The organism is Streptomyces marincola (assembly GCF_020410765.1).
GTDB lineage: Bacteria > Actinomycetota > Actinomycetes > Streptomycetales > Streptomycetaceae > Streptomyces > Streptomyces marincola.
In genome coordinates, this window is sequence record NZ_CP084541.1 from 6,000,215 (window position 1) to 6,016,927 (window position 16,713).

Genomic DNA, 16,713 nt, shown 5'->3' on the forward strand with positions numbered 1-16,713 from the left:
AGTGCCCTGCGCGACGGAGCCGAAACGGTGGGCCACCGCGACCGGCCGGTGCGCGCGGGGCAGGCCCCCGCGACGTTGGCGCGTTTTGAGGCGATTGGTCAGGGTTTGACCGGGTCGCGGGCGGGCACCCGGGCCGGGTGTCAGCCGCCACCATCGGAGTGGTCATCGCCACCCGGAACCGCGCCACCGGCCTGCTCGCGACGCTCGACCGGCTCACGGCCCTGCCGGAACGCCCGCCGATCACCGTCGTCGACAACGCCTCCGACGACGGCACCAGGGCGCTGCTCGCGAGCCGCTTCCCGGCCGTCCGGGTGCTCGCGCTGCCCGCCAACCTCGGGGCGTCGGCCCGCAACAAGGGCGTGCTGGCCCTCCCCGCGCGCTACATCGCGTTCAGTGACGACGACTCCTGGTGGGAGCCGGGCGCGCTGGCCGAGGCGGTCGGACTCATGGAGCGCGACCCGCGGCTCGGGCTCGTCGCGGCCAGAACCCTCGTGGGCGAGGAACGCGCGCCCGACCCACTCAACGACGTGCTCGCGGCCTCCCCGCCCGCCGCAGGCGACGACCCGTCGGCCCCCGCGGCCGGCGACGGGCAGCCCGGCCCCCCGGTGCTCGGGTTCCTCGGCTGCGCCGCCGTCGTGCGCCGCAGCGCGTTCCTCTCCGTCGGCGGATACCACCCGCTGCTGTTCATCGGCGGCGAGGAGACCCTGCTCGCCTACGACCTGACGGCCGCCGGCTGGCACGTCCGCTACGCGCCGCAGGTCACGGCCGTGCACCGCCCGGCCGCAGGGCCGCGCCCGGGGCGCGACGCGCTCATGCGGCGCAACGAGGTACTGACCGCCTGGCTGCGCCGCCCGCTCCCCGTGGCGCTGCGCAGCACCTGGCGCCTGGCCGGCGCCGCCAGGCGCGAGCCCGCCGCCCGGCAGGCGCTCGGCCAACTGCTGCCGAGGCTGCCGGCCGCCGTGCGCGGCCGGCGCCCGCTGCCCGCCGGCGTGGAGGCGCACGTCCGCCGTCTGGAGCCGGCCGATGCCCCCTGACGACCGCACCTCCGTGGTGATCATCACGCGCGACCGCCGCGCCGAGCTGCTGCACACCCTCGACCGCCTGGCCGAACTGCCCGAACGTCCGCCCGTGCTGATCACCGACAACGGCAGCACCGACGGCACGGCCGACGCCGTGGCCAGGCACCACCCGGCGGTCCGGGTGCTCACCCCGGGCGAGAACCTGGGCGCGATCGGCCGCAACCTCGCCGCGCGCCACGTCACCACGCCCTACCTCGCGTTCTGCGACGACGACACGTGGTGGGAGCCGGGCTCCCTGGCCGGGGCGGCCGACCTGCTCGACACCCACCCCGCCGTGGCCGCCGTCACCGCCCGCATCCTGGTCGAGCCCGGCGGCACCGAGGACCCGATCGTCGAGGAGCTGCGCTCCTCCCCGCTGCCGCGCCCCGGCTGGCTGCCGGGGCCCGCGCTCGGCTCGTTCCTCGCCGCCGCGACCGTGCTGCGCACCAGCGCGTTCCGCGCGGCCGGCGGCTTCCACCCCCGGCTGTGGCTCGGGGGAGAGGAGGAACTGCTGGCCGCCGACCTGATGGCCGACGGCTGGTGGCTGATGTTCGACGAGAGCCTGACCATCCACCACGCGCCCTCCGAGGCGCGCGACCCCTCGCGCCGTCGCGCGGACGGCATCCGCAACACGCTCTGGTACACCTGGCTGCGCCGCCCGGTGCGCCCGGCCCTGCGCCGCACGGCCCACCTGCTGCGCACCGTGCCGCGCGACCGCACCACGGCCGCCGCGCTCCTGCGCGCGGCGGCCGGTGCCCCCTGGGTGGCCAGGGAACGCCGCCCGGTGCCCCCCGAGGTCGACCGCCGCCTGCGCACACTGGAAACCGCCCAACGCACCTCAACCGCCCGCCGCTACGTGGGCTGACGGCTCAACACCCGCCCACACGAGGCCCGTTCGGCGAGGCAGGCGCGCGGGTCGGGAGCGGGAGCGAATGCGGCGGTCGCCAGGAGAGACGGCGCGGTCGCGATTTCGATGCACATGTCGAGTGCTGCGGGCGCAGCGGCACCCGCCAATCGCTGCCCCCGCCCTGGAAGATGTGTCAACCGGTCGACGAGGTACGGCACCCCCGTTCTCAGGGAGTTCGGCTTCAGCCCACGTGCTCGATCGAGACGATCACCGGCTGCTGGCTGACGACACGGTAGAGCACTCGGTAGAAGCCGACACGCAAGCGGAACTGGTCAGGCCCATACGGGTGCGCCCCGGAAGGGCGCGGATTCTTGAGCAGGAGGTTGATGCTGTCGAGCAACGCGTCGGCTGCTTTCCTGTCCTCTTTCCGGAGACGGGCGAACGAACGTTTGGCGGTGTCTTCCCACCGCACACTCATTCGTTGGCCTTCAGCTCGTTCATGAAGTCCTTATGCGAAGTCGGCTGCTTGCCGTCTCGCCGGGCGATCTCGTTGCGCGCGATGGCAAGGTCGTCCTCCAAGTCCTCCAATTTCGAAGGCTGATGACGATGGCGACGATGTTGCCGTCTTCGTCGGTCAGCGCGATCTCCTCACGGGAGTCGGCCACGCGCTGGGCGAGGACGGCCAACTGCTCACCGGCCGCCGAGAACGGAATGGCGTCCCAGGGGCCGAGCCGCACCAGACCGTGCAGCGGTGCATGATCGTTCATGTGCGTGACCCTAGCGAAGTCGTCGCGACGAGAGAAAGCGTCCAACGCACCTCAACCGCCCGCTGCTACGTGGCCTAAAGGTTATCGCAGGTAGGTGCGCTGCCATTCGGCGGAGGACATGTTCTGGGCAGCGTCGGCCAGGGAGATGGCCGACTGAGTCCTGAGCTTGGCGCGCGTACTGTCCACCCACTCCTGGGCATTGCGGTAGCCCTGCTCCAGATACTCCAATCCTTGGAGCATGCATTCCAGCTTGTCGGCGTCGCGTAGCGGCGCCCGATCCACGGAATGTCACCGACGCGCGTCTCCTGGGTGTCGTGGAAGGTGCACAGCAGAGCGACCCGCGCGGGATCGGCGCCTTCGAGCATCGCCAGCACGGACCCGATGACCGCCGTGCGAAAGCTGTGCTCGGCGATCGTCTCCGGATCTTTCACCCCCGCGATCCACCACCCGCTGCGCTTGCTGCGCTTCAGAGTCCCCATCTCCATGAGGTACGTGACCGAACCCAGGGCGTGCTGCTCGTCGATCAGGTGGTGTCCTCTCCGCAAGTCATGCTCCGGCCGACTCGTAGACCGGTATGTTGCCCGAGCCGAGCAGACCCTGTTCTCGATCAACCAGGTCGGCGGGGAATCCTAGCCTTCCCGAGCGGAAACGCCGGTGGGCAGAAGGTGAGAAAACGAGGAGGGCCCAGACTGCGGGCCCTCCTCGGTCTGATGCGTCCAATCAGCCGCCTGCCGACTATTCGAATGCTCCTGACTTCGCTGCGCCGATGAACGCGGACCACGCCGCAGGTGAGACACGAGCGGCGGGGATGGAACGGGCCTTGGTGTCACGCACGGAACGCTACGTCCGTAGCGGGAGTCGGCCACGCGGCGGGCGAGGGCGGCCAGTTGGGCCTCGGCGGCGGAGAACGGGATGGCGTCCCAGGGGCCGAGCCGCACCGGACCGTGCGGCGGAGCGTGATCATCCATGGGCGCGACCCTGGCGGCCGTTGCCCCGCCTCACGTCCCCGGTTGCGGCTGGTGCGGCCGGGGCCGGGGTGGGGAGGGAGTCCAGGGCCGCCCTGACCTCCGCGACGCCGATGCGCAGCAGCCTGGGGTCGGTGACCGGTCCGTGCGGGTCGCCGGGCCGCTGGTCGCGCGGGTCGTCCGGGTGCCACAGCACGCGGTGCCTGGGGGAGCGCGGCGGGCCCCACAGCTGGGGAGAGACGGGCCCGAAGAGGACGACGGACGGCGTGCCGAGCGCCGTCGCGAGGTGGGCGAGGCCCGTGTCCCCCACCACGACGGCGCGCGCGCCGGCGACGAGCGCGGCCAGCCGGGAGAACGGCAGCCCCTCGGCGCGCTCCAGGCCGCCGGGCTCCGCCACCTCGCGGGCCAGCGCGCCCTCGCCCGGCCCCGCGGTCACCACGACCCGGTGCCCGTCCGCGCGCAGCGCCCGGCCCAGCGCGGCGAACCGCTCCGCCGGCCAGCGCCGCGCCGCGGCGTCGGCCCCCGGGTGCAGCAGCACCGCGCCGGGCGCGGGCGACGGCTGGTCGGGGGCGGGAAGCCGCAGGTCGGCGGGGTCGGCCGGGACGCCGTGCCAGGCCAACAGGCGGCACCAGCGGTCGCGTTCGTGCTCACCCGCCCGCCACGCCGGGCCCCTGGGCAGCGCGTACCCGTACAGCCGTCCCGGGCGCAGCGCGCGCAGGGCGCGCAGGCTCTCGGGGCCGTTGCCGTGCAGGTCGACGGCGTGTTCCGGGCGCGGCCCGGCCCACGGGATGTGGCCGGGCACCGCCCGGCCCGGCGCGGTCGCGGGCACGAGGCGGTCGACCGCGCCGGTCGCGGCGGCGGCCTCGGCCAGCCACGCGGGCGCCGCGAGCACCAGCCGGTGCCCGGGGAAGGCGCGGCGCAGCCCGCGCAGCGCGGGAACGGCCGTCAGCAGGTCGCCGAGCCCCAGGGCCCGCAGCACCACAAGCCGCGGCACGGCGCCCGGCACCGCGCCGGTCACGGCGCCGCGCACGCGGCGCGGCGCGCCAGTTCCGTCGTCGAGTGCCCGTCCAGGTAGGGGAGTACCAGGGTCTGGCCGCCCCACTCGCGCAGCGCCGCGGCCTCGGGCAGGTCCCGGACGCTGTAGTCGCCGCCCTTGACCCACACGTCGGGGCGCAGCCGCCGCAGCAGCGCCTCGGGCGTGTCCTCGTCGAACGCGACGACCGCGTCCACGCAGCCAAGGCCCGCGAGCACCCGGATGCGGTCGGCCGCCGGGTTGAACGGCCGACCGGGTCCCTTCAGGCGGCGCACGGAGGCGTCGGAGTTGACGCACACGATCAGGCAGTCGCCGGTGCGTCGCGCGTTCTGGAGGAACTGCACGTGCCCGGCGTGCAGCAGGTCGAAGCAGCCGCCCGCGGCCACGACCGTCCCGCCCGAGCCGCGCACCGACGCGATGAGCGCCGCCGCGTCCCCGGCCGGGGACGCGGCGGGCGCGGGGCGCGCCGGGGCGCCGGCCGCGGTGCCCGCGGCGAGCGCGGCCAGGCCGCCCGCCGCGATGAACCCCGAGGCCGCCTCGGTGGCCAGGCCGACCGCCTCGGTCGGCAGGCCGCCGTCGGCCAGCACGACCGCCGCGGTCGCGGCGAAGCAGTCGCCCGCGCCGCACGGGTCGCCGTCGAGCGATTGGGCGACGGGCACGTACAGCGGGTCGTCGCAGTGCGCGCGGGCCAGGACCGCGCCCCGGCAGCCGAGGGTGACGGCCACGGACAGCGCCTCCCAGCGTTCCGCGAGCAGCGCGCCGCGCCTGCTGTGCGCGCGCAGCGTGTCGTCGCCCTCGCGGTCCCGCTCGCCGCAGAACCACCGGGCCTCCCGCTCGTTCGGCGTCACCAGGCGCGCCCCGCCCACCGGCGGGCGCCCGCGCGGGTGCGGGTCCCACACGACGGGAACGCGCCGGGCCGCCTCGGCCAGCGGCTGCCGCATCGCGGCGGCCGTGCCCTGCCCGTAGTCGGCCACGAGCACCGCGCGGGCCTCGTCGAGCACCCGCAGCACGGCGGGGCCGGGCGGTCCGGGAACGCCGCCGCCGCGGTCGACGCGCACCAGGGGCCTGCCGTCGGCGAGCACCCGGGACTTCACCGGCAGGCTGCCGTCGAGCGGCAGTTCCACCAGCCGCACCTCCGGCGGCAGCATCGCGCGCACCGTCTCGCTCGCCGGGTCGGTGCCAAGCGCGGTGACCAGGACGACCTCGCGGCCGTCCCGCGCGGCGAGCGCGGCGGCCAGTCCTGCGCCGCCGGGGCGGCTGCGTTCGCCCGCGACCTCGACCACCGGCACCGGTGCGTCGGGCGCCAGCCGCGTGGCCTCCCCGGCCACGTCCTCGTCGAGCAGCACGTCGCCGACCACGACGAGCGGCTGGCCGGCCGACCGGTTCTTGTTCGTGCTCATCGTCATGCCTCCCGTCGCGCGAGAACGGCGGGCTGTCTGGCCGGGACGGGCCCGGGTCCTGGCAGCTCCTCGTCGAACGCCTCGCACACCACGTGCAGCGCCACCAGGTGCGCCTCCTGAACGGTCGCGGTGCCCGGCGCGTCGATGGCGAGCACCTCGTCGGCCTGCGCGGCGAGCGGGTTGGGGGCGGGGCCCGTCATCGCCCACACCCGCAGCCCGGCCGCGCGGCCCGCGGTGGCCGCGCCGAGCAGGTTGTCGCTGCGGCCCGAGGTGGACATCAGCAGCAGGACGTCGCCCGGCCTGCCGTGCGCCGCGACCTGGCGCGCGTAGATCTCGTCGAATCCGTAGTCGTTGCCGATGGCCGTCACGCTCGATGTCTCGGCGTGCAGGGAGAGCGCGGAGAACGGCGCGCGGTCGCCGTCGTAGCGCCCGACCAGTTCGGCCGTCAGGTGCTGGGCCTGGGCGGCGCTGCCGCCGTTGCCCGCGCACAGCAGCCGTCCGCCGGCGGGCAGCACGCCGGCCAGGGTCCTGCCCCACGCGACGGCCCGCGCGAGGCCGTCGGTGCGGAACCGGCGCAGCGCGTCCTGGAGCAGCAGGCAGTGCTCGTGCGCGGTGCGCGATGCGGGTGTGGGAGCGTCCATGGTCGAAGCCCTCCGTGGTGTGGTGCGCCGGGTCAGGCGCCGCTGACGGGCGCGGGCCGGCGGCTGCCGATGTCTCGGTAGACCTCTTCTGTCGCGGCGGCCACCGCGGCCCAGCGGAAGCGGGTGAGGACCCGCCGCCGGCCCGCGGCGCCGCACGCGGCGCGTTCCGCCGGGCAGGCCAGCAGGTGCCCGGCCGCCGCGGCCAGGGCCGCCGGGTCGCCCGGCGGCACCAGGCGTCCCGTGGCCGGGTCGGCCACGGTGTCCCGCTGGCCGCCGACGGCGCTCGCGACGACGGGGACGCCGCAGGCCATGGCTTCGAGCGGGACGATGCCGAACGGTTCGTAGTCGGCCGGGCAGAGCACCACGTCCGCGCTGCGCAGCAGCGGCGGCACCTCGGTGCGCGCCAGGCCGCCGGTGAAGCGGACCCGGTCGGCCACGCCGAGGGAACGCGCCGCCTCCCGCAGCCGCCGCACGTCCGGGTCGGCGTCCACCCGGCCGCCCCTGGGCCCTCCGGCGATGACGAGTTCCGCGTCGGGCAGCCGGGCCAGGGCGGCCAGGGACACCTCGGCGCCCTTGCGCGGCACGAGGCGGCCCAGCTGGAGCAGCCGGTGCGGCAGGGCGCCGCGCGGCGCCGCCGGCCCCTCGGGCGTGAACAGGTCGGGGTCGACGCCGCAGGGCACGACGCTGACCCGCTCGGGCGGCACGCCGAGCGCCGTCAGCTCCTCGACCTCGTCGCGGCAGGTGGCCACGGTGTGGTCGCAGCCGAGGCCGACGTGGCGCTCCCAGCCGATCCGGTCGGCGGGGCTGGTGTCGGCGGGGCCCTGGTGGCGCCGCTTGACGGTGCCGAGCGCGTGGAAGGTGTGCGCGAGGGGGATGCCCAGCGGCTTGGCCGCCTGGAGGGCGGCGATGCCCGACATCCAGAAGTGGGAGTGCGCCACGTCGGGCGGCGCGCTCGCCCACTCCCGTTCGAGGAAGGCCCCGAACTGCGGCATGAACGGCAGCAGCCGGTCCTTGGGAACGGCCGTCGCCGGCCCCGCGGGCACGTGCCGCACCGAGACGCCGGGGCGCAGCCGCACGGTGCCGGGCAGCGACGCGCAGTCGCGGCGCGTGTAGACCGTGACCGTGTGGCCGCGGTCGGCGAGTTCGCCGGCCAGCTGCGCGACGTGCACGTTCTGCCCGCCCGCGTCCTCGCCGCCCAGCGCGGCGAGCGGGCTGGCGTGCTCGGAGACGAGGGCGATGGTCAGCCCGGAGGGCGGTTTGGCTCGCCTCATCAGCGCATCACCTCCTCCATCAGCAGGTCCCAGTCGTCGAGGAAGCGTTTGAGCCCGTACCGTTCGAGTGCCGCGTGCCGCGCCGCCTGCCCGGCGGCCCTGGCGGCGTCGTGGTCGGCCAGGTAGCGGGCGGCGGCCCTGGCCAGCACCTCGGGCCGCGTGCTGAGCACCCCGGCCTCCTCGGGCACCGCCTCCACGACCTCCGTGGTGGCGAGCGCCACGACCGGCATCCCCAGGTGCATGGCCTCGATCAGGGAGAGGCCGAGGGAGGTCCAGCGCACCGGGTGCAGGTAGAGGCGGCGCCTGGCCATCTCGTCGTGCAGGCGCGCCTGCGGGAGTTCGTAGCCGCGGCACCGGTCCCAGGAGAGGCCGAGCCGCCCGGCCAGGTCGGCCGTGCCCATGCCGAACACGTCCAGCGGCACCGCTTCGGCCAGGCCGGGCAGCAGGTCGGTGCCGGTGACGCGGTCGCGCCGCAGCGGTTCGTTGACGACGACGGCCGCCCGCGCCAGGTCCCCGGTCCACCGGTGGCCCGGGTCGACCACACCGTGCTCGACGACGGCGGTCCTGGTCGTGCCGCTGTCCCAGAACAGCCGGTTGAAGTGCGTCACGTGGACCAGCAGCAGGTCGTCGCGGTCGGCGAACGGGTGGCGGGTGCGGGGCACGTCGCCGTCCGGCGCGTTGTGCTCCACGTAGACGGCGGGCACGTCGCGGCCGGGGCGGCGCCCGCCGAGCCAGCGCTCGGCGAGCGCGGCCTCGTGCGGGCGCTGGAGCACCACCAGGTCGACGTGTGCGTCGGCCAGTTCCTCCGGCGGCACCTCGACGACGGACTCGGGCCAGTGGTAGGTGCGCGCGCGGCCGAGGCCGTCGGGTCCGCGGTCGGGCAGGACGGGCACCAGGTAGGTGTGGGAGCCCTGCACGAACGAGGTCGTCCACGAGCCGTGCACGTGCCAGATGAGGATGTTCATGCCGCCGCCTTCCCCGCGGCGCCCTCGGGCCGCGGGCCGCTCACCGTGAGGGCCGCCACCGCGCCGATCACTTCCTCGTCGCTGACGGAGTCCAGGCACGGGTGGCCGGCCACCGGGCACACCCGCGCCCTGGTGTTCGCGCAGGGGCTGTCCTGCCGCCCCAGCAGCAGGTGCGGCACCCGGTAGGGCAGCCACCGGTCGGCGCTGACGACCGGCGAGAACAGGCTGACCACGGGCGTGCGCACGGCCGCGGCCAGGTGCGCGGGCCCGGTGTTGCCCGCGACGACGACGCGCGCGCCGGCGAGCACCCCGGCCAGTTCCGGCAACGAGGTACGGCCGCCGAGGTCCTGTCCTGCCCGCCCGGCGACCCGCCGGGTCAGCGCCTCCTCGCCGCGGCTTCCGGTCACCACCACCCGGTGGCCCGCGGCGGCCAGCGCCGCGACGGCGCGTTCCGCCCGCGCGGGCGACCAGGCGCGCGCGGGGACCGCGGCGCCCGGGTGGACCACGACGTACGGCTCCCGCCCGGTCAGCCACGCGGTGTCGGGGGGTGCGGTGACGCGCAGCGCGCCGTCGTCCTCGGGCGGCAGGACGAAGCCGGCGGCCTCGGCCAGTTCGAGCGCCGCGGCGGCCTCGTGCCGGTAGGGGGCCCTGCGGTGCCGCAGCTGGAGCAGGGCGCCCGGGTAGTGCTCGCTGTCCGCGCCGATCCACGGCACCCCGGCGAGCTTGAGCAGCAGCGCGGCGGGCAGCGGGCTCTGGTGGTGGGACGCGAGGACCAGGGCGCGGTCGAAGCGGCCCGCCGCGAGCCGGTCCACCAGGGCGTCCACGCGCTCCCGCTCCAGTGGACCGGGGGCGAGGCTGACCCAGGGCGCGTCGAACACCACGACGTCGTCGACTCCCGGCAGCAGCCGGCCCGCGGCCTCGCCGCCGGGGCCGCACAGCAGCGTGGTGCGGGAGGAGCCGGCGGCGACGGCGCGGATGGCGGGACCCGCGAGCAGCACGTCGCCCGCGCTGTCGAGCCTGACCACGAGGGTGCGGGGCGCGCCGCTCATGCCGTCCCCCCGCCGCCGGGGGCGCGCAGCAGCAGCCGTGCCGCGGCCAGCAGGTCGGGCGCCGACTCGGGCGCCGCGGCGGTCTCGGCCCGCCGGGTGACCGGGGTCGGTACCAGGACGCCGCGCGCGCCGGCCGCGCGGGCCGCCGCCATGTCGGTGCCGATGTCCCCGACGACGGCGACCAGGCCGGGCGGGACGCCGAGCCGGGCGCACGCGGCCCGCACGAGGCCGGGCGCGGGCTTGCGGCAGCCGCAGCCGTGCTCGGCGGCGTGCGGGCAGACGGCCCACACGGAGAAGGGGCCGAGCAGTTCCTCCACGCGCCGCCGCACCGCCTCGACCCCCGTCCGCCCGAACCGGCCGCGCGCCACGCCCGACTGGTTGCTGACCACGCCGACGGGCACGCCGTGCGCGCGCAGCAGGCCGAGGGCCGCGCGGGCGTGGGGCCTGGGCGTGACCAGCGCCGGGTCGGCGTTGTAGGGCACGTCCTCGATCAGGGTGCCGTCCCGGTCGAAGAGCACCGCGGCCGGTCCTGGACCGGCCCGCCGGGCCGCCGCCGGCCCGTCGGGCGCGGCGGGCGGGAACAGCCAGGGGCCGTCCGTGCGCGGGCCGCTGAGCGTCGGAGTCGTGGCCTCAGTCATGAACGACTGAGTTGCCCGTTATGTCCGAATCAAACGAGGGGTCCGGCGCGCCGCCCGGATTCGCCGGCCCCGGCGGAGGCCCCGCGGCCCCCGCCGGGCACGGCCACGGCCCGGCGGCGCGGTGCCGCACCTGCCCGGCCAGCCAGTGCGCGACCGCGGCGGCGGGGATGACCGCGCTGGTCACCACCATGCGCCCGGTCTCGGACGCGGTCCTGGGTCCCGGCCGCACCCGGGCCGCCGCGAACTCGGCCGTCCCCGCCAGCCACAGCGCGGAGAACGCGGCGGCCCCGCGCCACCGGCGCGCGGCGAGCGCGCCGAGCGCCGCCGCCCCCGCCGCCGTCACCGCCGCGTGGCGGCGCAGCCGCCCGCGCGGCGCCTGGGCGCGCGCCCACCAGCCGGGGCCGTGCAGGCGCCCCATGAGCACGTCGTCGGCGTTCCCCGCCTGGGCGCGCACCGACACCCACCGGTCGGCCGGGCGCACCGGGTGCAGCGTGCGGCGCTCGCCCACGGCGAGCGCCCAGCCGGCGCCGAGCATCCGCAGGGCCAGGTCCGCGTCCTCGCGGAACGCGCGCGGGAAGCGTTCGTCGAAGCCGCCGACCGCCGCGAGCGCGATCCGCCGGTAGGCCATGTCGGCGGTGATCCAGCGGGCCGTGGCAAGACCCGCCGTGCCGCGCTCCCAGTCGGTCGGACGCCGCCCGGTGGGCATCGGCACCGCGATCCTGCCCTGCACTCCGGCGACGTCGGGGTCGGCCGCCGCGAGGTCGGCGGCGAGGTCGGCCGCCCACGTCTCGCCGGGCACGACGTCGTCGTCGAGGAACGCGATCCACGGCTCGGGCGCCCCGTGCCAGCCCCGGTTGCGCGCGGCGGCCGGCCCCGCCCCGCACCCCGGCACGATCTCCACCAGGTCGCGCAGCGCGGTCGGCACCGCGACCGGCAGCGGGTCGGGGTCGTGCGGCGGCCGGTCGTCCACCAGCACGATCCGGGCCGGGCGCGGGCCCTCGCCGGCCGCGAGCGCGGCCAGCACCCGGCCCAGGCTCGGCCGCCCGAGCGTCGGGATCACCACGGCGTAGGGCGGCGCGCCCGGCCCGCCGCCGCTCACCGGTCCCCGCCGTCGAACAGCGCGCGCCGCCGCACCACGAAGGGACCGATCGCCAGCAGGTCGACGGGCGAGGAACCGAAGCACTCCAGCGCGTCCCTCGGGTCGTCGACCATGGGCCGGCCCGCGGTGTTCAGGCTGGTGTTGACGACGACGGGCAGCCCGGTGCGTTCCTCGAAACGCGCCAGCATCCGGGCGACCAGCGGCTCGTCGGCCGCGTCCACGGTCTGGATGCGCGCCGTGCCGTCCACGTGCACCACGGCCGGGATGCGCTCGCGCCAGCCGGGGCGCACGTCGTGCACGAACAGCATGTACGGGCTGGGCAGCGGCCCGTCGAACACCTCGGCCGCGCGTTCCGCGAGCACCATCGGCGCCACCGGCCTGAACTGCTCGCGGCCCTTGATGTCGTTCAGCCGCTCCAGGTTGCCCGACCTGCCGGGGTGCGCGAGCAGCGAGCGGTGGCCGAGCGCCCGCGGCCCGAACTCCGAGCGGCCCTGGAACCAGGCCACCACGGCGTTCTCCGCCAGCGCCTGTGCGACCGCGTCCGCCACGTCGGGCGGCCGTTCGAACGGCACGGCCGCGGTCTTCAGCCACGCCTCGATCTCGGCCTCCGACCAGCCGCGCCCCAGCGCGGCGCCCGGCGGCGGCTGGACCGGCGCCGCGTCGGCGACGGCCGTGTGCATCAGCGCGCCGCCCAGCGCGGTCCCCGCGTCCCCGGCGGCGGGCTGGACCCACACGCGGGAGAACGGGCCCTCGCGCGCGATGCGCGCGTTGGCCACGCAGTTCAGCGCGACGCCGCCCGCCATCGTCAGCACGTCGTCGTTGGTCTGCCCGTGCAGCCAGCGCACCAGGTCGAGCAGCGTCTCCTCAAGGCACGCCTGCGCGCTGGCCGCCAGGTCGGCGTGCTCCCTGGTCCAGGCCCGGTCGGGGCGGCGGCGCGGCGCGAACTCCTCCCACGGCACGCCCGCCGCGCGGAAGCCGCCGTCGCCCGTGGGGTGCACGTGGCGCCGCAGCTCGGGCAGGAAGCGCGGCGTTCCGTAGGAGGCGAGGGCCATCACCTTGTACTCGTCGCTCGACCGCAGGAAGCCCAGGTGCTCGGTCAGTTCCTCGTAGACCAGGCCGAGCGAGTGCGGCAGCTCCTGCGCGGTCAGCGGTTCGAGGGCGTTCCCCGTGCGCCGCGCCGCGAGGTGCGAGGCGGACTCGCCGCGGCCGTCGAGCACGAGCACCGAGCAGTTCTCCGCGTCCGGCGCGGCGAACGCCGAGGACGCGGCGTGCGCCATGTGGTGCGGGACGAACCGCACGCGCTCGGGGTCGAGTCCCGGCAGCGCCTCGGCGAGGAACGCGGGCGCCTCGCGCGCGTACGTCAGCCGCAGGTGGTCCCACGGGTCGTGCAGGCCCATCGTCTCGGCCGGGCGGGCCAGCACCGGGTCGAACGAGTAGGTGACGGCGTCCAGGTCCTCGGGGCGCAGGCCCGCCTGCCCCAGGCACCAGGCCGCCGCGCGCTCCGGCAGCTCCCACGCGGCGAACGGCACCGGGCGCTTGCCGTGCTTGCGGCGTGAGAAACGTTCCTCCTCCGCGGCGGCCACGGTGCGGCCGTCGATCACCAGGGCCGCCGCCGGATCGTGGAAGAGGGCGTTGATTCCGAGCACACGCATGAAGTCCTCCGGCCTCGTGGGCGTGACGTGGGGCCGCTCAGGCGGCCACCGGCTCGCGGTACCAGGCGATGGTGCTCGCCAGGCCCTCCTCGGCCGGGGTCCGCGGCTCCCACTGGAGCTTGCCGCGGGCCAGGGTGATGTCGGGGCAGCGCACGGTCGGGTCGTCCGTGGGGCGTTCCACCAGCCGGATGCCGGATTCCGAGCCGGTCAACCGGATCACCAGGTCGGCCAGTTCGAGCATCGTCATCTCGCGCGGGTTGCCGATGTTCACCGGGCCCCGCAGATCGGACGCGGCCAGGGCGAGCACGCCGCGGACCGTGTCGTCGACGTAGGTGAGGGAACGGGTCTGCCGCCCGTCGCCTGTCACGGTCAGCGGCTCGCCGGCCAGCGCCTGCCTGATGAACGTCGGCACCGCCCGGCCGTCGTGGTCGCGCATGCGCGGCCCGTAGGTGTTGAACAGCCGGACGATGCCGGTGTCGGTGCCGTGCACGCCGGCCTCCGCCGTGGTCAGCGCCTCGGCGAAGCGCTTCGCCTCGTCGTAGACGCTGCGCGGCCCCACGGGGTTGACGTGCCCCCAGTACGTCTCGCTCTGCGGGTGCTGCTGCGGGTCCCCGTACACCTCGGACGTGGAGGCGAGCACCATGCGCGCGCCGTGCGCGCGGGCCAGCGCCAGCGCGTTGCGGGTGCCGAGGCTGCCGGTCTCCAGGGTGTGCAGGGGCAGCCTGAGGTAGTCGGCCGGGGACGCCGGGGACGCGAAGTGCAGCACCAGGTCGGCCGGGCGCGAGACGTCGAACGGCTCGCACACGTCGGCGTGCCTGAGTGTGAACCCCGGCTGGTCGAGCAGCCCGGCGACGTTGGCCGGGTCCGCCGTGCACATGTCGTCGATGCAGGTGACGGCCGTTCCCTCGGCCAGCAGGGCGGCGCACAGGTGCGAGCCGAGGAAACCGGCACCGCCCGTGACGACCGCGTGTCGGAAGCGCATGTCGACTCCTCACTCTTCCGCGACCGCTACTTCTCCGCGACCGCACCCAAGTACCCCGGCGAAATGGGACAAAACGGGTGTGTGCCGGGCGGTGGCACGGGTACCCGGCCCGCCCGGCACACACAGCGCGGGGCGCGGGCGGTCCGCACCCGGGAGAGGAACGGCCACCGATGACTACCGCCGACGGCAAGCGCGTCGTGGTCCTGGGAGCGACGGGGAACGTCGGGACCGCCGTGGTGCGCGCCCTCGCCGCCGACCCCGGCGTCGCCTCCGTCCTCGGCATCGCCCGCCGCGTCCCCGACTGGGAGGTGCCCCGCACCGCGTGGGCCGCGGTCGACCTGCGCGATCCGCGCTCCGCCCCGGCCGCGCTCGCCCGGCACCTGCGCGACGCCGACGCCGTCATCCACCTGGCGTGGCTGATCCAGCCGGCCAGGGACCCGCTGATGACCTGGCGCACCAACGTGCTCGGCACCGCGCACGTCCTGCGCGCCGTCGCGGCGGCCCGCGTCCCCGTGCTCGTGTACGCCTCCTCGGTCGGCGCCTACGCGCCGGGCCCGCAGGACCGGCCGGTCGACGAGTCCTGGCCGACGCACGGCTGGCCGGCCGCCTCCTACACGCGCGAGAAGGCGTACGTCGAGCGCTTGCTCGACGCCTTCGAGCACGAGCGGCCGGGCACGCGCGTCGTCCGGCTGCGGCCCGGCTTCGTCTTCGGACGCGCGGCGGCCACCGAGCAGCGCCGCCTGTTCGTGGGACCGTTCCTGCCGCGCCGACTGGTCAGGCCTGACCTGCTGCCGGCGGTGCCCGACGTCCCGGGGCTGCGTTTCCAGGTCGTGCACGCCACCGACGTCGCCGAGGCGTACCGGCTGGCCGTGCACCGGCCGGTGCACGGCGCGTTCAACATCGCCACCGGGCCCGTCGCCGACCCCGCCCTGCTGGGCGACCTGTTCGGGGCCCGCCCGGTGCGCGTGCCCAGGCCCCTGCTGCGCGCCGCGCTCGCCACGGCCTGGCGGGCCAGGCTCGTGCCGGCCCCGCCGCCGCTGTTCGACGCGTTCCTGCGGCTGCCGCTCATGGACTGCTCGCGGGCCGCGGACGAGCTGGGCTGGCAGCCGCGGCACACCGCGCGGGACGCGCTGCTCGACCTCGTCGAGGGCATGCGCGAGGGCGCCGGCCTGCCGACGCCGCCGCTGCGGTCGCGGCTGCCGCGCGGCCGGCTGGACGAGCTGGCCACGGGGGTCGGCGAACGCCCCTGACCCGCCGGAGGCCGACCGGACGCGGGGGACCGGGAGTCCGCCCGGTTCCCGGCGCGCCGGGTTTCCGCCGCCGCGGCCTGGTTACCCGTGGCCGGGACGCCGAAGCCGCACAGCGAGAGGGGCCCCTTCATGACGTCGTTCGGCTACTTTCTGGCCAGCGAGGACCACGGTCCGCGCGCACTGGTCGAGCAGGCCGTACGGGCGGAACAATCCGGGTTCGACGGACTGTGGATCTCCGACCACTACCACCCGTGGATCGACGCGCAGGGCCACAGTCCGTTCGTGTGGTCGGTCATCGGCGCCCTCGCCCGGGCCACGACGCTGCCCGTGGAAACGGCCGTCACCTGCCCGACGGTCCGCACCCACCCGGCGGTGATCGCCCAGGCCGCGGCCACCAGCGCCGCCCTGCACGAGGGCAGGTTCCGGCTCGGGCTCGGCAGCGGCGAGGCGCTCAACGAGCACATCCTCGGCACGCCGTGGCCGCGCGCCGAAGTCCGCCTTGAGATGCTGGAGGAGGCCGTCGGCATCATCCGCCGGCTCCTCACCGGCGAACGCGTCAGCCACCGCGGAACGCACTACACGGTGGAGAACGCCCGCCTGTACACGCTGCCGGACGAGCCCGTGCCGATCGACATCTCCGGCTACGGGCCCGCCGCCACCGACCTGGCCGCCCGCATCGGCGACGGCTTCGTCACCATGGGCCCCGAGGGCGACCTGCTGCGCCGGTACCGCGAGGGGGGCGGCGGCGCCAGGCCGACCGCGTGCGGCATCAAGGTGTGCTACGACACCGACCGCGACCGCGCCGCCCGCACCGTGCTCGAACGCTGGCCCAACCTCTTCCTGCCCGGCGAACTCGCCGCCCAGCTGCCCGAGCCGCGCCACTTCGAGCAGGCCGTGCGCCTGGTCACCGAGGACCACGTCCGCGACAGCGGCCAGGTCCCGCTCGGCGACGACCCGGAGGAGCACGTCCGCGCGCTGACCGCGTGCGCGGAGGCCGGGTTCGACCACGTGTACCTGAGCCAGATCGGCCCCGACATGGAGGGCTTCTTCGACTTCTACCGCACCGAGGTCCTGCCCCGGCTTCCCCGCTGAGAGC

The 16,713-nt window shown here is 76.3% G+C and carries 17 protein-coding genes and 1 pseudogene; 4 read left to right on the plus strand and 14 right to left on the minus strand.

What is annotated here, in order from left to right; translation table 11 throughout:
• Positions 1-137 precede the first annotated feature (137 nt).
• The gene (locus tag LC193_RS26490) at positions 138-1,034 is read left to right on the plus strand and encodes a glycosyltransferase family 2 protein (RefSeq protein WP_226077894.1); all 897 of its coding nucleotides are present in this window, start codon (positions 138-140) and stop codon (positions 1,032-1,034) included.
• Positions 1,024-1,923 (plus strand): glycosyltransferase family 2 protein, encoded by a 900-nt coding sequence (locus LC193_RS26495; protein ID WP_086157325.1) that lies wholly within the window; start codon positions 1,024-1,026, stop codon positions 1,921-1,923. Before LC193_RS26490 ends, LC193_RS26495 begins: the two co-directional genes overlap by 11 nt.
• 223 nt (positions 1,924-2,146) lie before the next feature.
• On the opposite strand, the gene LC193_RS26500 is transcribed toward LC193_RS26495, so the two are convergent.
• From LC193_RS26500 to LC193_RS26565, 14 genes and pseudogenes are all read right to left on the minus strand, one after another.
• Entirely contained in the window at positions 2,147-2,377 is a 231-nt protein-coding gene (locus tag LC193_RS26500) for a type II toxin-antitoxin system RelE family toxin (RefSeq protein ID WP_226077895.1), read from the minus strand.
• Positions 2,378-2,402: 25 nt separating this feature from the next.
• Positions 2,403-2,672 carry a hypothetical protein gene (locus LC193_RS26505; protein ID WP_226077896.1) on the minus strand — a complete coding sequence of 90 codons (270 nt, stop codon included), beginning with the start codon at positions 2,670-2,672 and terminating at the stop codon, positions 2,403-2,405.
• A gap of 81 nt (positions 2,673-2,753) precedes the next feature.
• Positions 2,754-3,157 (minus strand): annotated as a pseudogene (locus tag LC193_RS26510) (HD domain-containing protein).
• Positions 3,158-3,407: 250 nt separating this feature from the next.
• Complete coding sequence (locus LC193_RS29255; protein WP_226077897.1) at positions 3,408-3,506, minus strand: DUF397 domain-containing protein; 99 nt, start codon at positions 3,504-3,506, stop codon at positions 3,408-3,410.
• A 126-nt stretch (positions 3,507-3,632) separates the two neighbouring features.
• Complete coding sequence (locus tag LC193_RS26520) at positions 3,633-4,631, minus strand: glycosyltransferase family 9 protein (protein WP_404819494.1); 999 nt, start codon at positions 4,629-4,631, stop codon at positions 3,633-3,635.
• Positions 4,632-4,651: 20 nt separating this feature from the next.
• The gene (gene rfaE2 / locus LC193_RS26525) at positions 4,652-6,070 is read right to left on the minus strand and encodes a D-glycero-beta-D-manno-heptose 1-phosphate adenylyltransferase (RefSeq protein WP_226077899.1); all 1,419 of its coding nucleotides are present in this window, start codon (positions 6,068-6,070) and stop codon (positions 4,652-4,654) included.
• 2 nt (positions 6,071-6,072) lie between these two features.
• A complete protein-coding gene (locus LC193_RS26530; RefSeq protein WP_226077900.1) occupies positions 6,073-6,711 on the minus strand; it encodes a D-sedoheptulose-7-phosphate isomerase in 639 nt (212 codons plus the stop codon).
• A gap of 32 nt (positions 6,712-6,743) precedes the next feature.
• Positions 6,744-7,982: a glycosyltransferase gene (locus LC193_RS26535; RefSeq protein ID WP_226077901.1), complete on the minus strand. Its 1,239-nt coding sequence runs from the start codon at positions 7,980-7,982 to the stop codon at positions 6,744-6,746.
• Positions 7,982-8,947, minus strand: a complete 966-nt coding sequence (locus tag LC193_RS26540; RefSeq protein WP_226077902.1) for a glycosyltransferase — start codon at positions 8,945-8,947, stop codon at positions 7,982-7,984. Before LC193_RS26540 ends, LC193_RS26535 begins: the two co-directional genes overlap by 1 nt.
• Positions 8,944-9,996, minus strand: coding sequence for a glycosyltransferase family 9 protein (locus LC193_RS26545; RefSeq protein WP_226077903.1), 1,053 nt, complete (start codon positions 9,994-9,996; stop codon positions 8,944-8,946). The genes LC193_RS26540 and LC193_RS26545 overlap by 4 nt, the downstream gene beginning before the upstream one ends.
• Positions 9,993-10,634: a D-glycero-alpha-D-manno-heptose-1,7-bisphosphate 7-phosphatase gene (locus LC193_RS26550; protein WP_226077904.1), complete on the minus strand. Its 642-nt coding sequence runs from the start codon at positions 10,632-10,634 to the stop codon at positions 9,993-9,995. Before LC193_RS26550 ends, LC193_RS26545 begins: the two co-directional genes overlap by 4 nt.
• A complete protein-coding gene (locus tag LC193_RS26555) occupies positions 10,627-11,733 on the minus strand; it encodes a glycosyltransferase family 2 protein (protein WP_226077905.1) in 1,107 nt (368 codons plus the stop codon). Before LC193_RS26555 ends, LC193_RS26550 begins: the two co-directional genes overlap by 8 nt.
• Positions 11,730-13,385 (minus strand): carbamoyltransferase family protein, encoded by a 1,656-nt coding sequence (locus LC193_RS26560; protein WP_226077906.1) that lies wholly within the window; start codon positions 13,383-13,385, stop codon positions 11,730-11,732. The genes LC193_RS26555 and LC193_RS26560 overlap by 4 nt, the downstream gene beginning before the upstream one ends.
• Before the next feature lie 37 nt (positions 13,386-13,422).
• The gene (locus tag LC193_RS26565) at positions 13,423-14,367 is read right to left on the minus strand and encodes an NAD-dependent epimerase/dehydratase family protein (RefSeq protein ID WP_226077907.1); all 945 of its coding nucleotides are present in this window, start codon (positions 14,365-14,367) and stop codon (positions 13,423-13,425) included.
• A 170-nt stretch (positions 14,368-14,537) separates the two neighbouring features.
• Between LC193_RS26565 and LC193_RS26570 the strand changes: the two genes are divergently transcribed.
• The gene (locus LC193_RS26570) at positions 14,538-15,617 is read left to right on the plus strand and encodes an NAD-dependent epimerase/dehydratase family protein (RefSeq protein ID WP_226077908.1); all 1,080 of its coding nucleotides are present in this window, start codon (positions 14,538-14,540) and stop codon (positions 15,615-15,617) included.
• Between the two features lie 129 nt (positions 15,618-15,746).
• Positions 15,747-16,709, plus strand: coding sequence for a TIGR03557 family F420-dependent LLM class oxidoreductase (locus tag LC193_RS26575; RefSeq protein WP_226077909.1), 963 nt, complete (start codon positions 15,747-15,749; stop codon positions 16,707-16,709).
• Positions 16,710-16,713: the final 4 nt, after the last annotated feature.